The organism is Kitasatospora sp. NPDC032121, assembly GCF_055580145.1.
Window position 1 is genome coordinate 220,406 of the sequence record NZ_JBVILX010000012.1, and the last position, 18,545, is coordinate 238,950.

The 18,545-nt window shown below is 75.6% G+C and carries 7 protein-coding genes; all 7 read left to right on the top strand.

What is annotated here, in order from left to right; translation table 11 throughout:
• Positions 1-5: 5 nt before the first annotated feature.
• The 7 genes from ACZ5OX_RS26880 (at position 6) to ACZ5OX_RS26910 (ending at position 18,518) form a co-directional block, all read left to right on the top strand.
• Positions 6-464 (top strand): PaaI family thioesterase, encoded by a 459-nt coding sequence (locus ACZ5OX_RS26880; protein ID WP_465633633.1) that lies wholly within the window; start codon positions 6-8, stop codon positions 462-464.
• Positions 465-621: 157 nt separating this feature from the next.
• Positions 622-789: a hypothetical protein gene (locus tag ACZ5OX_RS26885; protein ID WP_465633635.1), complete on the top strand. Its 168-nt coding sequence runs from the start codon at positions 622-624 to the stop codon at positions 787-789.
• A gap of 189 nt (positions 790-978) precedes the next feature.
• Positions 979-2,262: an MFS transporter gene (locus ACZ5OX_RS26890; RefSeq protein WP_465633637.1), complete on the top strand. Its 1,284-nt coding sequence runs from the start codon at positions 979-981 to the stop codon at positions 2,260-2,262.
• A gap of 177 nt (positions 2,263-2,439) precedes the next feature.
• On the top strand, positions 2,440-15,699 hold the full coding sequence (locus ACZ5OX_RS26895; RefSeq protein WP_465633639.1) for a MupA/Atu3671 family FMN-dependent luciferase-like monooxygenase: 13,260 nt from the start codon (positions 2,440-2,442) through the stop codon (positions 15,697-15,699).
• Positions 15,696-17,186 (top strand): condensation domain-containing protein, encoded by a 1,491-nt coding sequence (locus ACZ5OX_RS26900; protein WP_465633640.1) that lies wholly within the window; start codon positions 15,696-15,698, stop codon positions 17,184-17,186. Before ACZ5OX_RS26895 ends, ACZ5OX_RS26900 begins: the two co-directional genes overlap by 4 nt.
• A 106-nt stretch (positions 17,187-17,292) precedes the next feature.
• Positions 17,293-17,823 (top strand): GNAT family N-acetyltransferase, encoded by a 531-nt coding sequence (locus ACZ5OX_RS26905; RefSeq protein ID WP_465633642.1) that lies wholly within the window; start codon positions 17,293-17,295, stop codon positions 17,821-17,823.
• The gene (locus tag ACZ5OX_RS26910; protein WP_465633644.1) at positions 17,820-18,518 is read left to right on the top strand and encodes a phosphotransferase family protein; all 699 of its coding nucleotides are present in this window, start codon (positions 17,820-17,822) and stop codon (positions 18,516-18,518) included. Before ACZ5OX_RS26905 ends, ACZ5OX_RS26910 begins: the two co-directional genes overlap by 4 nt.
• Positions 18,519-18,545: the final 27 nt, after the last annotated feature.

An 18,545-nucleotide genomic window follows, 5' to 3' on the forward strand; every position in this document is an offset into this window, starting at 1 on the left:
CGTCCATGACCACCGACGCGAACACGGCGGTCGCCACCGTCGACGTCCTCCTGGGCCCCGGCCGGCTCAATGCCCTGATCGCCGACCAGTTTCCCGACTACGCCGCCTGCCGGGTGACCGAGGTGGACGGCCGCACCCTGACCATGGCGGTGGACGGCGACCGGCTGCGCATCCGCCCGGGCGGCACCGTCTCGGGCCCTGAGCAGGCCGGCCTCTGCGACCTGGCCGCGTTCCTGCTGATCAACGCCCGGCTCGGGCCCACCCTGATGGCGCTGACCAGCTCACTGCAGATCAGCTTCCTCAACCGGCCGAGGCCGGGGGCGCTGCGCGTGCACGCCAGGACGGCCAAGTTCGGGCGGCGGCTGTGCGTCGTGCTGGCCGAGCTGCTGGACGCCGACGACGTCCTGGTGGCCACCGCCACGCTGACCTACGCGATCCCGCCGGCCCGACCAGGGACGGCCTGACGGCACTCCCCCTTTCCGGCCCCGTCTCCCCTTCCGGCCCGTCCGCACTGCCGTCGCTCCGACCCCGACAGCGGGACGAATCCGACATTGCGAATACGGGGTGGGGTATATTGGGGCGGTGGCCCCACCCCTGGGGGCCGGGAGAACGGAGAACGACATGTGCCGACGAGTCGCCTGCCGCACCTGCGGGAAGCCGACCTTCGCCGGATGCGGGATGCACGTGGAGCAGGTCCTCGCCGGGGTGCCCAAGTCCGCCCGCTGCGACTGCGCCGAGCAGGGCCGCGCGGGCAAGGGCTGGCTGGGCAAGCTCTTCGGGCGCCGCTGACCCGCGACCCCTTCCCGTCCGTACGCCAACAACTGGCCAGGATGGCGCGAAAGATGACAGTAAGTCGGCCGAGTCCACGATCTTTTGGACATGGAATGATCAAAGTATTGATCTAACGCCCGTTCACCTCTAAGTTGCGGTGCAATGTCACACTGAACCGCCATATATGGCGTGCCCGGGGGGACTACCGTGCCGGACACCGCAGTCGAAGCACCGCACCAGCCCGCGAGCAAGTTGCCCCGGGTCTTCTACCGGCTGGCCGCAGGCGACGCCCTCTCCACGTACGGGAGCCAGCTCGACCTGGTCGCGCTGAGCCTGTTCGCCTACGAGGCCGCCGGGAACGCGCTCGGCACCGCCGGGTACCTGGTCCTACGGCTGGTGGGCGGCCTCGGCGGCGGACTGGTCGCCGGGCGGCTGGTCGCCCGACTGGACCGCCGCCGGCTGATGACGGGCTGCGCCGCGGCCCAGGCGCTGGCCCTGGTCGTGGTCGCCCTCGTCCCGGCCCCGGCGCGCATTCCCGTGCTCTACCCGCTCGCCCTGATCCTCGGCGGCGCGGCCGCGGTCTGCGCCGTCGCCCTGCGCACCAGCATCCCCGAGATGGTCGGCGCCGACCGCCGCGCCCGCGCCAACAGCCTGATGGCGAGCTGCCGTTCGACCGCGATGGTGCTCGGCTTCGCCTCCGCCGGCGTGGTGGTGGCCTGGGCCGGTTTCCGCGCCGCGCTGCTCATCGACGCGGCCAGCTTCGTCCTGTTCGGCGCGCTGGTCCTGCGACTGCCGCTGCCCACCCGCGCCGCACCGGCGGACGCGCCCGCGACCGAGTCGGGGCAGCCCGCGGCGGAGGCGGAGCGACCCGCGCCGACGGCCAAGGAGCGCCGGCGCCGCTGGCAGGCACTGATCGTCCTGCGGGCCACCCCGGTGGTGGGCGCCATGGCGGGCATCCGGCTGCTGGACGCCTTCGGCTCGGCCGCCCACAACATCAGCCTGCCGGTGTTCGCCAACCAGTCCTCCCCCGGCAACCCGGCCGCGCTGCTCGGCACCTTCTGGGCCACCTGGGCGATCGGCAACCTCGCCGCCCAGCAGCTGGTCTCCCGGTTCATGCTGCGGCGCGGCATCGAACCCGGCGAGCGCGGCTTCGCGCTGGGCACCTGCCTGATGTCCGCCTGCTTCATCCTCGTCTTCACCGACCTGCCGACCCCGCTGTTCCTGGTGGTCGCGATCGGCGCCGGCCTCGGCGACGGCTTCACCGAGATCTCCTACACCACCCGGATCCAGGCGCTCGCCGACGAGCGGCGCGGGGAGGCCTTCGGCATCCTCGCCTCCGCCGAGAACGTCGGCATGGGCACCGGGATGCTGCTGAGCGGCTCGCTGCTGGCGCTGCTCAGCCCGCTGACCGTGGTCGGCGTCTCCCACGCCGTCCCGATCGTGCTGGCGCTCGGCTTCCTGGTGCTGGTCTCCCGCACTCGCCGCCGCTGAGCGCGTCTCCCGAGCACGCCTCCGCACCACTTCACCCCGCACCGCTTCACCCCGCACCGCCGCTGCTCCACACCCCGGCGCCCCCGCGCCGTCCGCGCCACCCGTCTCCGCTCCCCTCCATGCCCCGGGGCGGCCCACACCCGCGCCCCGGCACCGATCCGAAAGGTGCCGAACCTCATGAGCCCCACCGGTCCCGACCACGGCCGGCTGCGCACCCTCGAAGCCAGACTGCTGCTGCACCCCGAGATCGCCGACTGCGCGCTGCTGCCCGTCGAGCACGAGAGCGGCCGACCGGGCCTGCTCGCCTACCTGGTACCCGCCGTCGACGGCGATCCCGAGGCCCTGCGCCGCCGGGCTGCCGCGGCACTGCTGGACGCCGACCCGAGCGCCGAAGTGCACGTCCTGGACGGCATCGTCCGCACCGCCGAGGGCGAGCCCGACGCCGCCGCGCTGGCCGCGGCGCTCCGCCGGGAACCCGCCGCACCCGGCCCGGCGCTGCGCCACCTGCGCGAACTCACCGACCGCTGGCGCCCGTTCGGCGAGGCGACGGCCTCGCCCGTCGCGGGCGCCGCCCCGACGGACCCGACGGACCCGACGGAGCCGACGGAGCCGACGGAGCCGGCGGCCGCAGCCGAGGACCCCGGCACGGAGGCCGTCGGCACCCCCCTGCCCGTCCCCGCACCGGACGCGCCCCGGACCCTGCCCGAGGCGCTGCTGAGCGCCGCCGAGCTGCACCCCGACCGGGGGCTGCACCTGGTCCGGGCGGGTGGCGAGGCGACCAGGCTCACCTACCGTCAACTCCTGGCCCGGGCCCGCGAGATACTCGCCGCGCTGACCGCCGCCGGGCTGCGCACCGGGGACCGGGCGATCCTCCAGGTCCCGGAACCGGAGTTCTACTTCCCCGCGCTGTGGGCCTGCCTGCTCGGCGGGGTGCAGCCGGTGACGGTCGCCCGCCCGCCGGACTACCACGAGCGCAACCCCGTCCTGGAGAAGCTCTGGCACGCCTGGCAGACCCTGGAGGAGCCGCCGGTCCTCGCCTGCGGACCGGCGGTGGCCGGCCTGGAACGGCTCGGGGAGCTGTACCCCGCGCCGGGCCTACGCGTGATCGCCGTCGACCGGCCCGCCGTGGACCAGCCCGCCGACCAGCCCGCCGACGGCGACCCGCGGACCGCCCCCACCCACGCCCCCGACCCCGGCGACATCGCGTTCCTCCAGCTCTCCTCCGGCAGCACCGGGCGCTCCAAGGCCGTGCAGATCACCCACCGCGGCATCCTGGAGTACGTGGCGGGGTCCGTCGCCACCGGCAACGACCCGGCCGACACCACGGTCAACTGGCTGCCCCTGGACCACGTCGCCGGGCTGCTGATGTTCCACCTGCGCGACGTCGTACTGGCCGCCGACCAGGTGCAGATCCCCACCGAGCTCGTGCTCGCCGACCCGCTGGTCTGGCTGGACGCGCTGGAGCACTACCGGGCGGCGCACTCCTGGTCGCCCAACTTCGGCTACCGGCTGGTCGCCGAGGCCGTCCGGGCCGCCGGGCCGGACCGCCACTGGGACCTGTCCGCGGTCAAGTCGCTGATCAACGCCGGGGAGCAGTGCACCGAGGCGGTGCTGGACGAGTTCCTGGCCGCCACCGCCCCGTTCGGCGTCCGCCCGGAGCACCTGCTGCTGGCCTGGGGCATGGCCGAGACCTGTACGGCGATCACCTACAAGCGCTACCACGAGGACGGCGCCCGCCGACTGGTGCGCACCGACTCGCTGACCGGCCGGCTGGAGCCGGCCGACCCGGACTCGACGGAGCGCGGCACCGCCTTCCTCAGCATGGGACGGCCCGCGACCGGTACCCGGATCCGGGTGGCCGACGACGCCGGACGGGCGTTGCCCGAGCTGCGGGTCGGACGGCTCCAGGTGCACTCCGGCCGGGTGACGCCGGGCTATCTGAACAACCCGTCCGCCAACCGGGAGGCCTTCGTCGGCGACGGCTGGTTCGACACCGGAGACCTGGCCTTCCTGGTCGACGGCGAGGTGGTGCTCACCGGCCGTCGCAAGGAGATCATCATCGTCAACGGCGTGCACTACTTCTGCCACGAGCTGGAGGACGTGGTGGCCTCGGTGGCGGGGGTGCGCTCCGGGCACGTCGCGGCCTTCGGGGTGCCGGACGAACGCACCGGTACCGAGCAGCTGGTGATCGCCTACGTCCCGAGCGACCCGGACGCCCCCGCGCCGCCCGTCGCCGCCGAGGTGCGGCAGGTGCTGGCGGCCCGCCGGCAGCCGGCGCCCGCCCTGGTGCTCCCCGTCCCGGCGGCCGAGTTCCCGCGCACCACCAGCGGCAAGATCCAGCGCACCGCGCTGCGCGGCCGCCTGCTGGACGGCGAACTCGACGACCACATCGTGGCGTTGGACCTGGCCGAGGCCAACTCCCGGACACTGCCGGACTGCGTACGGCAACTCGGCTGGGAGGCCCGCCCTACGGCGGAGGCCCCGGTCGAACCGGTGGCCGAGGAAGCGAAGGCCGAGGAAACGATCCTGCTCCTCGGCCCGTCCGGCCCCGGCACCCTCACCGAGGCCCTAGCCGCCGCCCTGCCGAACGCCCGGGTGGTGGACCACCCGCCGACCGCCGACCCCGAGGAGTGGCTGCGGGCCCTCGGCGACGGGACGGCCGACCGGCTGGTCTACCTGTGGAGCGCGACCGGCGGCGACGACGGCTCGGCCCGCCCGGACGAGGCACTGCTCGCCCTGCTGCGGGCGCTCCCGGGCCGGGCTCCGGTCCGCGAGCTGGTCTCCGTCAGCGCCGGACTGCACGCCGTCCTCCCCGGCGAACTCCCCAGCCCACAGGGAGCGTTGACGGCCGCGCTGACCGCCGGGGCACGGTCCGAGCAGCAGGTGCCCGCCGCCCGGCACCTCGACCTGCCCGGTGACGCGCCGGCCACGGACCAGGCCGCCGCGCTGCTCGCCCTGCTGGCCGACCCCCGGCAGGAGCCCGAGGCCGCCTGGCGCGCGGGCCGCCCGTGGGTCCCCCGGCTGGGACCGGTCGAGGCCGCCGCCCCCGGTGAGGCGGGCTGCTCGCTGCTCACCCCCGGCGCCCACTACCTGGTCACCGGCGGCCTCGGCGGGATCGCCGCCGAGTTGCTGCCCGGGCTGCTGCGCGAGTACGGCTCCCGGCTGCTGATCGTCGGCCGGAGCGACCTGGACGCCCCCACCGCCGAGGCGGCCGAACGCCGGGCCGCGCTGCGCCGACTGGCCGCCCAGGGCGGTCAGGTCACCTACCGCCAGGCCGATGTGACGGATCGTCGGCAGATGGCGGCGGTGATCGCCGAGGCCGAACGCGAGTGGCAGGCACCGCTGGACGGTGTGCTCCACCTGGCCGGCGGCTACCGCCTCGCGCTGCTCGCCGACACCGACACCGAGGGCTGGCGGGAGGCCCTGCGGACCAAGACCGAGGGCACCGACCACCTCGTCGAGCTGGTCCGGCAGCGGCCCGGGGCGCAGTTCGTCGCCTTCTCCTCGATGATCGGCCTCCAGGAGGCCGTCGGCTCCACCGGGTACGCCGCGGCCAACCGCTACCTGGAGAGCACCGTCGAGCGGCTGCGCCGGGAGACCGGCACCCCGGCCTGGACGATCTCCTGGGGCCTGTGGAGCGGAATCGGCATGAACCGCGACACGGAGAACGAGCAGGCCGCCGCCGGACGGGGCATCGCCGTGCTGAGCGCCGCGCACGGCCGCCGGCTCGCCGCGCTGCTGCTGGCCGGCGCCCCGGGCCACCGGTACGCCGGCCCGGACCCGAGCTCCCCCGCCGCCCGGCGCCGACTGCTCGCCACCGCGCCCCGCCCGGTCACCGCCGCCGCGCCGGCCGCGCCCACCACGCCCGCGCCGTCCGCCGCGACCCCGGGAACCCCGCCCGCCGTACGACCCGTCCCCGAGCGGGCCGCGCCGTCGGGGCTGCGCCGGCTGGTCCTGGACGCCTTCGAGTCGGTCCTCGACACCCCGCTGGACCCGGGCCGCCCGCTCGCCGAACTCGGCATCGGCTCCCTGCAGTTGATGCGGGTCCACGGCACGCTGAGCGCCGCGCTGCCCACGCCCCCGGCGCCCACCGAGCTGTTCCGCCACCCCACCGTGGACGCACTGATCGCCCACCTGGCCGCCGAGCCGGCCGCGCCCACCGCCCCGCTCGCCTCCCCCGGCACCGACCCCGCCGCCGGCCCCGGCGACGACCGCCGGGTGGCGATCGTCGGCCTGGCCCTGCGCCTGCCGGGCGCCGACACCCCCGAGCAGTACTGGCGGAACATCGTCGAGGGCGTCCGGAGCACCACCCGCTTCACCGAGGAGGAGCTGGCGGCCGCCGGGCTGCGCCCGGAGGAGTACCGCCACCCCGACTTCGTCCCGGTCACCGGCGCGCTCACCGACATCGACCGGTTCGACGCCGAGGCCTTCGGCATCAGCGGCGCCGAGGCCGCGTTGATGGACCCCCAGCAGCGCCTGCTGCTGGAGATCTGCCGGCAGGCCCTGGAGGACGGCGGCTACGACGCGCCGGACCCGGAGCGCCGGGTCGGAGTCTTCGCCGGCACCGGGATGACCCTGTACGCGCTGCGCACCTACTACCAGCACGCCCTGGCCACCACCGCCGACCCGAGCGAGCCGGTCGCCGCCCTGCAGACCGCGATCGGCAACCAGGCGGACTTCGCCGCCACCCGGGTCGCCTACCGGCTGGGCCTGACCGGTCCGGCGATCGGCGTGCAGACGGCCTGCTCCACCTCGCTGGTCGCGGTCCACCTCGCCGTGCAGTCGCTGCTGGCGGGCGACTGCGAGCTGGCGCTGGCCGGGGCCGCCGCCCTGCACATCCCTCAGGCCACCGGCTACCGCTACGAGGAGGGGTCGATCCTCTCCCCCGACGGCGCCTGCCGGGCCTTCGACGCCGAGGCGGGCGGCACGGTCGGCGGCAACGGCGTCGCCGCCGTCCTGCTCAAGCGCCTCGACCGGGCGCTGGCCGACGGCGACACCATCCACGGGGTGATCCTCGGCTCGGCCGTCAACAACGACGGCGGCCGGAAGGTCGGTTACACCGCGCCCAGCGTGGACGGGCAGGCCGCGGTGGTCGGCCGGGCACTGGACCTCGCGGGCGTACCGGCCGACAGCATCGGCTACATCGAGGCCCACGGCACCGGCACCCCGCTCGGCGACCCGATCGAGTTCCGGGCGCTGGCCCAGGCGTTCCGCGCCCGGACGGAGGCCGCCGACTTCTGCTCGCTCGGCTCGGTCAAGCCCAACATCGGCCACCTGGACACCTGCGCCGGCCTGGCGGGCCTGATCAAGGCCCTGCTGGTGCTGCGGCACGGCACCATCCCGCCACTGGTGAACTTCACCAGCCCCAACCCCGCGCTGGAACTGGCCGGCAGCCCGTTCCGGCTCGCCGCCGAGCGCCGGGACTGGCCCGACGGCCCCACCCCGCGCCGGGCCGGGGTCAGCGCGCTGGGCGTCGGCGGCACCAACGCCCACCTGGTGCTGGAGCAGGCCCCGGCCGCCGCCGCGACGGTGCCCGCACCGCGGCCGGCCCCGACCGTGCTGCCGCTGTCGGCCCGCACCGCCCAGGGCCTGACCGAGCTGGCCGGGCTGCTCCGCGAGCGGCTGGACGCCGAACCCGCCCTCGCCCCCGGCGACCTGCCGCTCACCCTCGGCGCCGGCCGCCGCGCGCTGCGCCACCGGCTGGCCGTCACCGGGCCCGACCCGGCGGCCCTGCGCAAGGCCCTGGACGCCTTCCTGGCGGGCCGGCCCACCGCCGGCGCGGCCCACCGCGAGACGGGCCGCGGCGAGATCCGGCCGGTGCTGCTCTTCACCGGCCAGGGCGCCCAGTACCGGGGCATGGCCGCCGAGCTGTACCACGCCTTCCCGGTCTTCCGCGCCGTCCTGGACGAGTGCGACCGGCTGCACCGCGCGAACTGGGACGAGCCGCTGCTGCCGCTGCTGCTCGACCCCGCACCCCAGGATGCCGAGGACAGCTGGACCACCGAGGCGGCGCAGCCCGCGCTGTTCGCCCTCCAGGCGGCCTACCTGCGGCTCTGGCAGGAACTCGGGGTCCGTCCGGCGGCGGTCGCCGGGCACAGCGCCGGGGAGTACGCGGCCTTCCACGCGGCCGGCGCGCTCGACCTGGCCGACGGGATGTTCCTGACCGCGCTGCGCGGCCGGCTGATGCACCGGCTGAGCGAGCCGGGCGCCATGACGGTGGTCTCGGCGGGCCTGGACCGGCTGTCCGGGCTGGACGACTGGCTGCCGGGCGTGGACCTGGCCGTGGTCAACGGCAGCGGCCAGTGCGTGCTGGCCGGCCCGCCGCGCGAGATCGCCGCCGCCGAGGCCGTGCTGGCCGCCGACGGGGTGACCACCGAGCGGCTCGCCACCGACCGGGCGTTCCACTCCCGCCTGCTCGACCCGGTGCTCGGCCCGTTCCGCGACCAGCTGGCCCGGCTGCGCCTGCGGCCGCTGGCCGTGCCGCTGGTCAGCAACCTCGGCGGCGAGGTGCTGGAGCCCGGAACCGTCCCGACGCCCGAGTACTTCCTGCGGCAGACCCGGGAGACCGTCCGGTTCGACCAGGTGCTCGCCGCCCTGGACGGGCAGGGCCACGAGCTGTACCTGGAGATCGGCCCGCACCCGACGCTGACCGGCATGGGCCGCCGGGAGCTTCCGCAGCGCCACTTCGTCGCCGGCGGCCGGCGCGGCGCCTCGCCGGAGCAGCAGTTCGACGCCGCCGCGGCCGCGCTCTGGTCGCACGGTGTCCCGCTCGACTGGGCCCGCTTCGCCGCCGCCCGGGACTGGCCGGACGGACCGGCCCGCCGCGTCCCGCTGCCCACCACCGTCTACCAACGCCGCCGCCACTGGTTCACCGCCCCTGCCCGGCCGACCACCGAGGACCCCGCCATGCGCCAGGACCCACCCCAGCAGACCGCGCCGGCCGAAGAACCGGCCGCCACACCGGCCTTGACACCTGCCCTGACACCGGCCGCCGCGCCCGCCTCGGCACCGACGCCGAGCCCCGAGGAGCTCGCCGAGCAGGCCGTGCTGCGGCAGGTCGTCGAGCAGACGGCCCGCCAGCTCGGCTACGACGAGGCCTCGGTCGGCGCGGACGAGCCCTTCTTCGACCTCGGTGCCGACTCGCTCTCGATGATCAACATGATCCGGGACCTGGAGCGCGCGTTCCGGGTGCGGGTGTCGATGCGCGAGCTGTTCGAGGCGGCCGACACCCCGGCCCGGCTGGCCGGGCTGATCGCCTCCCGGCTGGAGCCGGCGGTGCTGGCCACGCTACTGCCGGCCGCCGAACCGGAGCCCGTGGCGGCCCCCGAGCCCGCGCCCGCGCCTGTCGCGCCTGTTGCGCCTGTCGCGACTCCGACTGCCGTGCCGACGGCTCCGATTGTCCAGGCCATCCCGGCCGCCCCGGCCGCCCCGGTTGCCCGAACCGTCCCGGCGCCCGTCCAGGCCCCGGCGCCCCAGCCCGTCCTCGCCGCACCCGCCGTCGCCCCGCCGGCCGCCGCCGCGCTACCCCCGGTGACCGACGGCACCGGCCTGATCGAGCGCCAGCTCGCGCTGCTCGGCCAGTTCTCCGACCTGATGCGCGACCAGCTCGGCCTGCTGGCCGGCGGCACCCCCGCGCCCGCAGTCCTCCCGCCGGCACCCACGCCCGCCGCCCTGCCCCCGGCCACCGCACCCGCACCCGCGGTCGCCCCCGCCCCCGCAGCCGCAGTCGAAGCCCCCGCCGTCGAGGCGCCCGCCGCCCCGCAGGTGCACGGCCCCCGGGTGACGGTCTCCCGCGAGTCCGGCATGGCCTCCGGCGGCCTCACCGACCAGCAGCGCGCCCACGTGGACGAGCTGGTCGCCCGCTTCACCGCCCGCACCACCGCCTCCAAGGCGATCACCCGCCGCCACCGCCGCACCCTGGCGGACAGCCGCGCCGTGGTCGGCTTCCGCTCCGGCACCAAGGAGATGCTCTACCCGCTCGCCGCCCGCAGCGCCCGGGGCTCCCGGCTGGAGGACGTCGACGGCAACCCGTACGTCGACATCACCATGGGCTTCGGCGTCCTGCTCTTCGGCCACGACCCGGAGTTCGTCTCCGAGGCCGTCCGCGAGCACCTGGCCTCCGGCCTGCGGCTGGGCCCGCGCGGTCCGGAGACCGGCGAGGCCGCCGAGCTGCTGGCCGAGCTGACCGGCACCGAGCGGGTCGCCTTCGCCAACTCCGGTACGGAGGCGAACGCCGGGGCGATCCGGCTGGCCCGCGCGCACACCGGCCGGGACAAGATCGTCATGTTCGAGGGTTCGTACCACGGCCACTTCGACCACACCCTGGGCCGGACGCTGGGCCACGGCGCCGACCGGGAGACCGTCCCGGTGTCCATCGGCATCCCGGGCAGCGCGGTCGCCGACCTGCTGGTGCTGCGGTACGGCGACCCGGAGAGCCTCAAGGTCATCGAGGAGCACGGCGACCGGATCGCCGCCGTCCTGGTCGAGCCGGTGCAGAGCCGCCACCCCGGACGCCAGCCCGTCGACTTCGTCCGCTCGCTGCGTGAACTGACCACCCGGCTGGGCATCGTGCTGGTCTTCGACCAGATGCTCACCGGCTTCCGGCCCCACCTGCGCGGCGCCGAGGGCTTCTGGGGCGTCACCCCGGACGTCTCCACCTACGGCAAGGTGCTGGGCGGCGGCTACCCGATCGGCGCGATCGCCGGGCGGGCCGACATCCTGGACGGGATCGACGGCGGGCACTGGGACTACGGCGACGACAGCTACCCGCCCAAGGACACCACCTTCTTCGGCGGCACCTACATCCAGCACCCGCTGGCGATGACCGCCGCGGGCGCGGTGCTGCGCCACCTCAAGTCGGCGGGCCCCGGCCTCCAGGAGCGGCTGAACGCCCGCACCGACGAACTGGCCGCCACGCTGAACGGCTTCTTCGAGGAGGAGGAGTTCCCGCTGCGGCTGGCCCACTTCGGCTCGCTCTTCCGCTTCGAGCCCCGGGCCGACATGGAGCTGCTCTTCCCGCACCTGCTGACCCGCGGGGTCTACGTGTGGGAGTGGCGCAACTTCTTCCTCTCCACCGCCCACACCGACGGCGACGTGGAGTTCGTGATCGACGCGGTCCGCGAGTCGCTGCGCGACCTGCGGCGCGGCGGCTTCTTCCCGGCCTCGCCCGGCGTCCGCCTGCCCGCCCCGCGGCCGGCCGCCGGACTCCCCGTCCCCACCGAGGCCGTGCGCACCCAGGCCGAGCCGATTCCGTACCAGCCGGTCAGCGACCCGCAGCGGCCGGTGGACTTCAGCCTCTACTTCTTCGGCGACTACCCGCTGGACTCCCCCGAGGACGAGAAGTACCGCATCGTCCTGGAGAGCGCCCGCTTCGCCGACCGCAACGACTTCCACTCCGTCTGGCTGCCGGAGCGCCACTTCCACTCCTTCGGCGGCATCTTCCCCAACCCCTCAGTGCTGGCCGCCGCCCTGGCCCGGGAGACCAGCCGGATCCGGCTGAACGCGGGCTGCGCCGTGCTGCCGCTGCACCACCCGGTGCGGGTCGCCGAGGAGTGGTCGGTGGTCGACAACCTGTCCGGCGGCCGGGTCGGCCTGGGCTGCGCCAGCGGCTGGCACCCCAACGACTTCCTGTTCTTCCCGGAGAACTACGGCAGCCACAAGGAGCTGATGCACCGGCAGATCGACACCGTCCGGGCGCTGTGGCGCGGTGAGCCGTACCGGGGCCGCAACGGCAACGGCGAGCCGATCGAGGTGACCCTCCACCCGCGCCCGCTGCAGGACCTGCCGCCCATGTTCACCGCGATCGTCGGCAACCCGGACAGCTTCCGCGAGGCGGCCCGGCACGACCTGGGCGTCATCACCAACCTGATGACCCAGGACGTCGCCCAGCTGGCCGAGAACATCGCGATCTACCGGCGCACCCGGGCCGAGCACGGCCTCGACCCGGAGGCCGGCCGGGTGGTCGTGCTGGTCCACACCTACCTGGGCACCGACCTGGCCACCGCGCGCGAGCAGGCCTACCGGCCGTTCTGCAACTACCTGCGCTCCTCGCTGTCGCTGTTCGGGCAGATGGCCAACAGCCTGGGCCTGACGCTGGACTTCAAGAACGCCCGCGAGGACGACCTGGAGTTCGTGCTGGAACGCGCGTACGAGCGGTACTGCGCCTCCCGCGCGCTGATCGGCACCCCGGAGAGCGTCCAGGGGGTGCTCTCCGAGCTGCGGGCGGCCGGCGCGGACGAGATCGCCGCCTTCGTGGACTTCGGGCTCTCCCCCGAGCTGGTCGCAGCCGGACTGCCGCAGCTCGACGTCCTGCGCCGGGACACCCAGCGCGGCGCGCCGCTGTCCTACGCCCAGCAGCGGATGTGGTTCCTGCACCGGATGCTGCCCGACGGCGGACAGTACAACGAGGTCAAGGCGATCGAGCTGGACGGCCCGCTCGACCCGGAGGCGCTGGACACCGCGCTGCGCGGGCTGGTCGAGCGCCACGTCGCGCTGCGCACCGTCTTCCGGGAGCAGGACGGCGAACCGTTCCAGGAGGTGCTGGCGCCGCCCGCCGGCCCGGTGCTGCAGCGGGTCACGGCCGACGCGGCCTCACCGGACGCCGTCGCCGACCTGGTCACCGCCGAGGGCGCGCACCGCTTCGACCTGGCCGAGGGCCCGCTGTTCCGGGCCCTGCTGCTGGAGCGGGACGCCGACCGGCACGTCCTGGTGCTGTCGATGCACCACATCGTGATCGACACCCTGTCCACCGTGGTGATCACCCGCGAGCTGGGCGAGCTCTACCTGGCCGCCCGGGAGGACCGGGCCGCCCGCCTGCCGGTGCTCGCCACCGGCCCGGCCGCCGAGGCCGCCCGGGAGCGGGCCCGGGTGGCCGCCGGCGAGTACGACGAGAGCCTCGCCTACTGGCGCAAGGTGTTCGGCGGCGGCGACCTGCCGGTGCTGGCCCTGCCCACCGACCGGCCGCGCCCCGCGGTGCCGGACGGCCGCGGCCGCTCCTTCGTCCACCACCTGCCCGCCGAACTCTCCGACGGCCTGCGGGAGTTGGCCCGCTCCAGGCGCTCCACCCTGTTCATGGTGCTGCTGACCGGCTTCGCCGCCGTGCTGCAGCGCTACGCCGGCCAGGACGAGATCGTGCTGGGCACCCCGGTGGCCAACCGGACCGAAGGCACCGGGGACCTGGTCGGGTTCTTCGTCAACACCCTGGCGCTGCGCCTGGACCTGTCCGGCGAGCCGGCCTTCGCCGAGGCGCTCGGCCGGGTCCGCTCCACCGCGCTGGACGCCTACGAGCACCAGCAGCTGCCCTTCGAGGTGCTGGTGCAGGACCTGAACCCGGAGCGCGACACCAGCCGCAACCCGCTGTTCCAGGTCATGGTCGAGTTCGAGAACCACATGGTCTTCGAGCTGGACCTGCCCGGGGTGACGGCCCGCCCGCTCGACCACGTGGCGGACCGCGCCGCCTTCGACCTGACGCTGTTCCTGACCAGCCTGCCCGACGGCATCCGCTGCCACGTCGAGTACGCCGAGACCCTCTTCGACCGGGCCACCGTCGACCGGCTGCTCGGCGCCTTCGAGCGGCTGCTGACCGCCGCGGTCGCCGACCCGCAGCGCCCCCTCGTCGAGCTCACCGCCGTACCCGCGGCCGAGGCCGACGCCGACCTGGAGTGCGGCCCCGCCGCCGCCCCGGACCCCGAGCACCCGCTGGCCACCATCGCCGCGACCGCGGCCGGCCGGCCCGAGCAGACCGCCGTGGTCGCCCCCGACGGCGCCGAGACGGACTACCGGACGCTGCTGGCCCGGGCGGACGACCTGGCCGGCCGGCTCCTGGCGGCCGGCGTCCGCGAGGGCAGCCGGGTGGGCGTCCTGCTCCCCCGCTCGGTGGACCTGGTGGCCGGGCTGCTGGCCATCCTGCGCCTGGGCGCCGTCCACGTCCCCGTCGACGTGCTGCAGGGCCCCGAGCGCTGCCGGCTGATCGTCGAGGACAGCGCGCCCGCCGTGCTGCTCACCACCTCGGACGCCGCCGCGGCGGAGCTCGGCCTGACCGTGCCGACGGTGCTCACGGGCGCCGCCCCGGCCGACGCCGCCGTCGAGCTGCCCCCGCTGCCCGCCCCCTCGGCGCAGGCGCCCGCGTACCTGCTGTACACCTCCGGGTCCACCGGCCGCCCCAAGGGCGTGCTGATGCACTCCCTCGCCCTGGCCCACTTCGTGGCCTGGAACGTCGCCGACCACCCGGCGGCCCGCACCCTCCAGTACGCCTCCTGCGGGTTCGACGTCAGCGTCCAGGAGATCCTGACCACGCTGGCCGGCGGCGGCACCCTGCTGCTGATCGAGGAGGAGACCCGCTACGACGTGACGGCGCTGGCCGCCGTCGTCCGGGCCACCCGGGCCGAGCGGATCCACCTGCCGTACACGCCGCTGGCCGCCCTGACCGACGCGCTCGGCAAGGAGCCGGTGCCGCACCTGCGGGAGCTGATCTCGGGCGGCGAGCAGGTGCTGCTCACCCCCGCGCTGCGGGCCTTCCTGCGCCGCAACCCCGACTGCCGGCTGATCAACCACTACGGCCCGACCGAGACCCACGCGCTGACGGCCGGCGAGATCGACCGGGACGGCGGGGAGTACGCGCCGATCGGCCGCCCCACCCCGGGCAGCCGGATCGTGCTGCGGGACGCCGCCGGACGCCGGGTGCCGCCCGGCGCGGTCGGCGAGATCCACGCCCTCGGCGTCCAGGTCGGCATCGGCTACGTCGGCCGCGACGAGGAGAGCGCCGCCGTCTTCACCGACACCCCCGACGGCCGCGCCTACCGCACCGGCGACCTCGGCCGGTGGCGGCCGGACGGCCGGCTGGAGTTCCTCGGCCGGGCCGACCGCCAGGTCAAGGTGCGCGGCTACCGGGTCGAGCCGGGTGAGATCGAGACCGTGCTGCTCGGCCTGCCCGGCGTGCACGCCGCCGCCGTGACGGCGCGTCGCACCGCGGCGGGCACCGTCCTGGCCGGCTACGTCGGCTGCCCGGACGCCGAACTGCCCCGGGTCGCCGACCAGTTGGCCGACCTGCTGCCCGACTACATGGTGCCCGGCCTCTGGGCCACCGTCGACGCGCTGCCGTTCAACACCAACGGCAAGCTGGACACCGCCGCCCTGCCGGAGCCGCGCCCGCTCGGCGCGGACCAGCCCGAGGCCGCGCCGGTCACCGACCTGGAGCGCACCGTGCAACGGCTCTGGGAGGAGGAACTCGGCCGCCCCGCCGGAGTGGAGACCTCCTTCTTCGACCTGGGCGGGCACTCCCTGGCCGCCACCCGGCTGCTGAACCGGGTCCGCGAGGCGACCGGGCTGCGGATCGGCGTGCTGGACTTCTTCCGCCGCCCGACCGTCCGCGCGATGGCCGCCCACCAGCCGGCCGCCGAGCAGCACCAGGCCCCGGCCTACGAGGAGGGCACGCTGTGAGCGCGGCAGAGGCTACGGCAGAGGCTGCGGAGGACGACTGGGCGCGGCTGCTGCGCCTGCTCGACGAACGCGAGGTCGTACTGCGCACCACCGGCGACCGGATCGGCTACCTGGCCCCCGCCGGGGCGATGGACGAGGAGCTCACCGGCCTCGTCCGGGCCCACCGCGAGCGGCTGCTCGCCGTCCTGACCGGCGACGGGACGGCCCTGGCGGCCGCGCCGACCGCGGTGGGGCAGTGGCGGATGCGCAAGGCCCACGCAGGGTCGGCCGATCCGGCGGTGTGGAACATCACCCAGCGGATCACCGTGCGCGGCCCGCTGGAGCCCGAGCGGCTGGCCGCCGCGCTGACGGCGGTCACCGAGCGGCACGAGAGCCTGCGCACGCGCTTCCCCGACACCGAACTCGGGGTGCTCCAGCAGGTGCTGCCGAACACCCCGCTGGACCTCCCCGTCGAGGACCTGCGCGGGCTCGCCCCGGCCGAACGGGACGCGGCGCTCGCCGAGGCCCTGGACGCCGTGATCGCCCGCCCGTACGACCTGACCGCACCGCCGCTGCTGCGCGCCCGACTGCTGCGTCCGGCGGAGCAGGAGTGGGTGCTGCTGCTGTCCGTCCACCACATCGCGCTGGACGGCTGGTCGCTGGCCACCGTGCTGGCCGACCTGGGCGCGCTCTACCGTACGGGCGGTCCGCTGCCGGATGCCCCGGGCCGGATGACCGACTACGCCTGCTGGGAGCGGACGGTGGTCACCCGGGCCGCCGTCGCGGCGGCCACCGACCACTGGGCCAAGGTCCTCGACGGCGCGCCGCTCTCGGTGGACCTGCCCACCGACCGGCCGCGCCCCGAAAAGCGCTCCGGGCACGGCGAGACCGCCGAGTTCCGCATCCCGGCGGCCGTGGCCGAGGCGGTCGGACGCTACGCGGCGGCCCGCTCCGCCACCGCCTCCGCCGTCCTGCTGGCCGCGCTCGCCCGGCTGCTCGGCTCGCTCAGCGGCGCCCCGGCGCCGCTGGTCCTGCTCTCCAACGCCAACCGCACCCGGCCGGCCGACGAGAAGGTGGTCGGGCTGCTCACCAACAGCGTGCCGATCCTGGTGCCGACCGGGGGCGCCGGCGGGTTCGCGGAGCAGGTGGACCACGCCGCCGAGGCGATCGCCTCCGCCCTGGACCACTCGGTGACGGCCTTCGGCCTGCTGGTCGAGCCCCTGCGGGAGCGCGGCATCCTGCTGCCCCCCGTGTTCCCGCAGATCCTGCTCGCCGTCCAGAGCACCCCGCCCATCACCCTCGACCTCCCCGGCCTGACCACCGAGATCGAGGACATCGCCGGCCCCTCCGCCCGCGCCGACTGCTCGTTCAGTCTCACCCCCGACGCCGACGGCTACTCCGGCCTGGTCGAGTACGACGCCGACCTGTTCGACCCGGGCACCATCCGGGGCTGGCTGGACGCCCTGGTGGCCGACCTGGCCCGGCAGTTGGAGGTCCCGCTCGGGTGACGGCCGAGGGGCCCCGGTGGACGGCGTGCCGTCCACCGGGGCCTCTCGCTGTCCGCCGCGGAGAACCCGATGGCGGCGGCAGGGCCGCCGATGGTAAACATGTGACATGTTACAAGGCGCTCACATCACCCTCCGGGCCCGCCACGACGCCGACCTGCCGGTGCTCCTGGCCGAGCTGTACGACGACGTGGCGACCCGCGCGCGGGCCGACTCCCGGCCCTGGCGGCCCATCCCGCCGGGCTCGCCGCACTCCCCGTACGTCGTCCCCGGTCCTTCCGACGAGGCCACCTGCTTCTCCGTGGTCGAGACGGCCACCGGCGAACTCGCCGGCGAGGCCCTGCTGTGGGGCATCGACGCCCACAACCGCGGCGCCCACGTCGGCCTCGCCCTGCTGCCGGGCCACCGGGGGCGCGGGTTCGCACCGGACGTCCTACGGGCGCTCTGCCACTACGCCTTCCCGGTGCTCGGCCTGCGCCGCCTGCAGCTGGAGACGCTGGCGGACAACACCCCGATGCTCCGGGCCGCCGCCGGCGCCGGCTTCACCGTCGAGGGACGGCTGCGCCAGGCCGCCTGGGCGTACGGGGAGTTCGTGGACCAGGTCGTGCTCGGACTGCTGGCCGAGGAGTGGCGGAAGTGAGCGACGGCCCGTCCGGCCTGCGGCCCCTCCCGCACGGCTACACCAACCGCACCGCGGGTGACGGCACGGTCGTCGTGAAGCGCTACGAGGGGCCGGACGCCGAGCAGCGCGGCCGGCGCGAGCACCGGGTGCTGACCGGGCTGCGCGGGCTGCTGCCGGTCCCCCCGGTGCTCGGCACCGAGCCGGGCGCCATCACCCTCGGCCACCTGCCCGGGGTGCCCGCGCAGGAACTGCTGGACGCCGGACACGGCCCGGAGGTCCTCGCCGCCTGCGGGCGGGTGCTGCGCCGGCTCCAGGCCCTCGACCCCGACCTGGCCGGCGACGGGCCGGCGCCCGCCGGATCGGTACCGGTACACGGGGACTTCGGGCCCCACAACCTGCTGCTGGACCCGGCCGACTTCGCCGTCACCGGCCTGCTGGACTGGGAGTTCGCCCACCCGGGCGAGCCGGTGGAGGACCTGGCCTGGTGCGAGTGGATCGTCCGCACCCACCACCCGGCCCAGGCGGGCGCCCTGCAGCACCTCTTCGACGCGTACGGGCAACCGGCACCGCCCTGGCCGCGGCGCCGGGCCGCCATGCTCACCCAGTGCGCCCGGCTGGAGGAGTTCTGCCGCCGACGCGACCCGGACGGGCCGGGGGCCCGCCAGTGGCAGGAGCGCGGGCGTCTGACGGCAGGCTGGCCGGAGCCCTCCTGACCGCGGCGGCACGGCGCTCCGGGCTTG

Coding starts and splice junctions, on each gene's coding strand:
- ACZ5OX_RS26880 (WP_465633633.1), top strand. CDS start 6: ATGACCACCGACGCGAACACGGCGGTCGCCACCGTCGACGTCCTCCTG.
- ACZ5OX_RS26885 (WP_465633635.1), top strand. CDS start 622: ATGTGCCGACGAGTCGCCTGCCGCACCTGCGGGAAGCCGACCTTCGCC.
- ACZ5OX_RS26895 (WP_465633639.1), top strand. CDS start 2,440: ATGAGCCCCACCGGTCCCGACCACGGCCGGCTGCGCACCCTCGAAGCC.
- ACZ5OX_RS26905 (WP_465633642.1), top strand. CDS start 17,293: ATGTTACAAGGCGCTCACATCACCCTCCGGGCCCGCCACGACGCCGAC.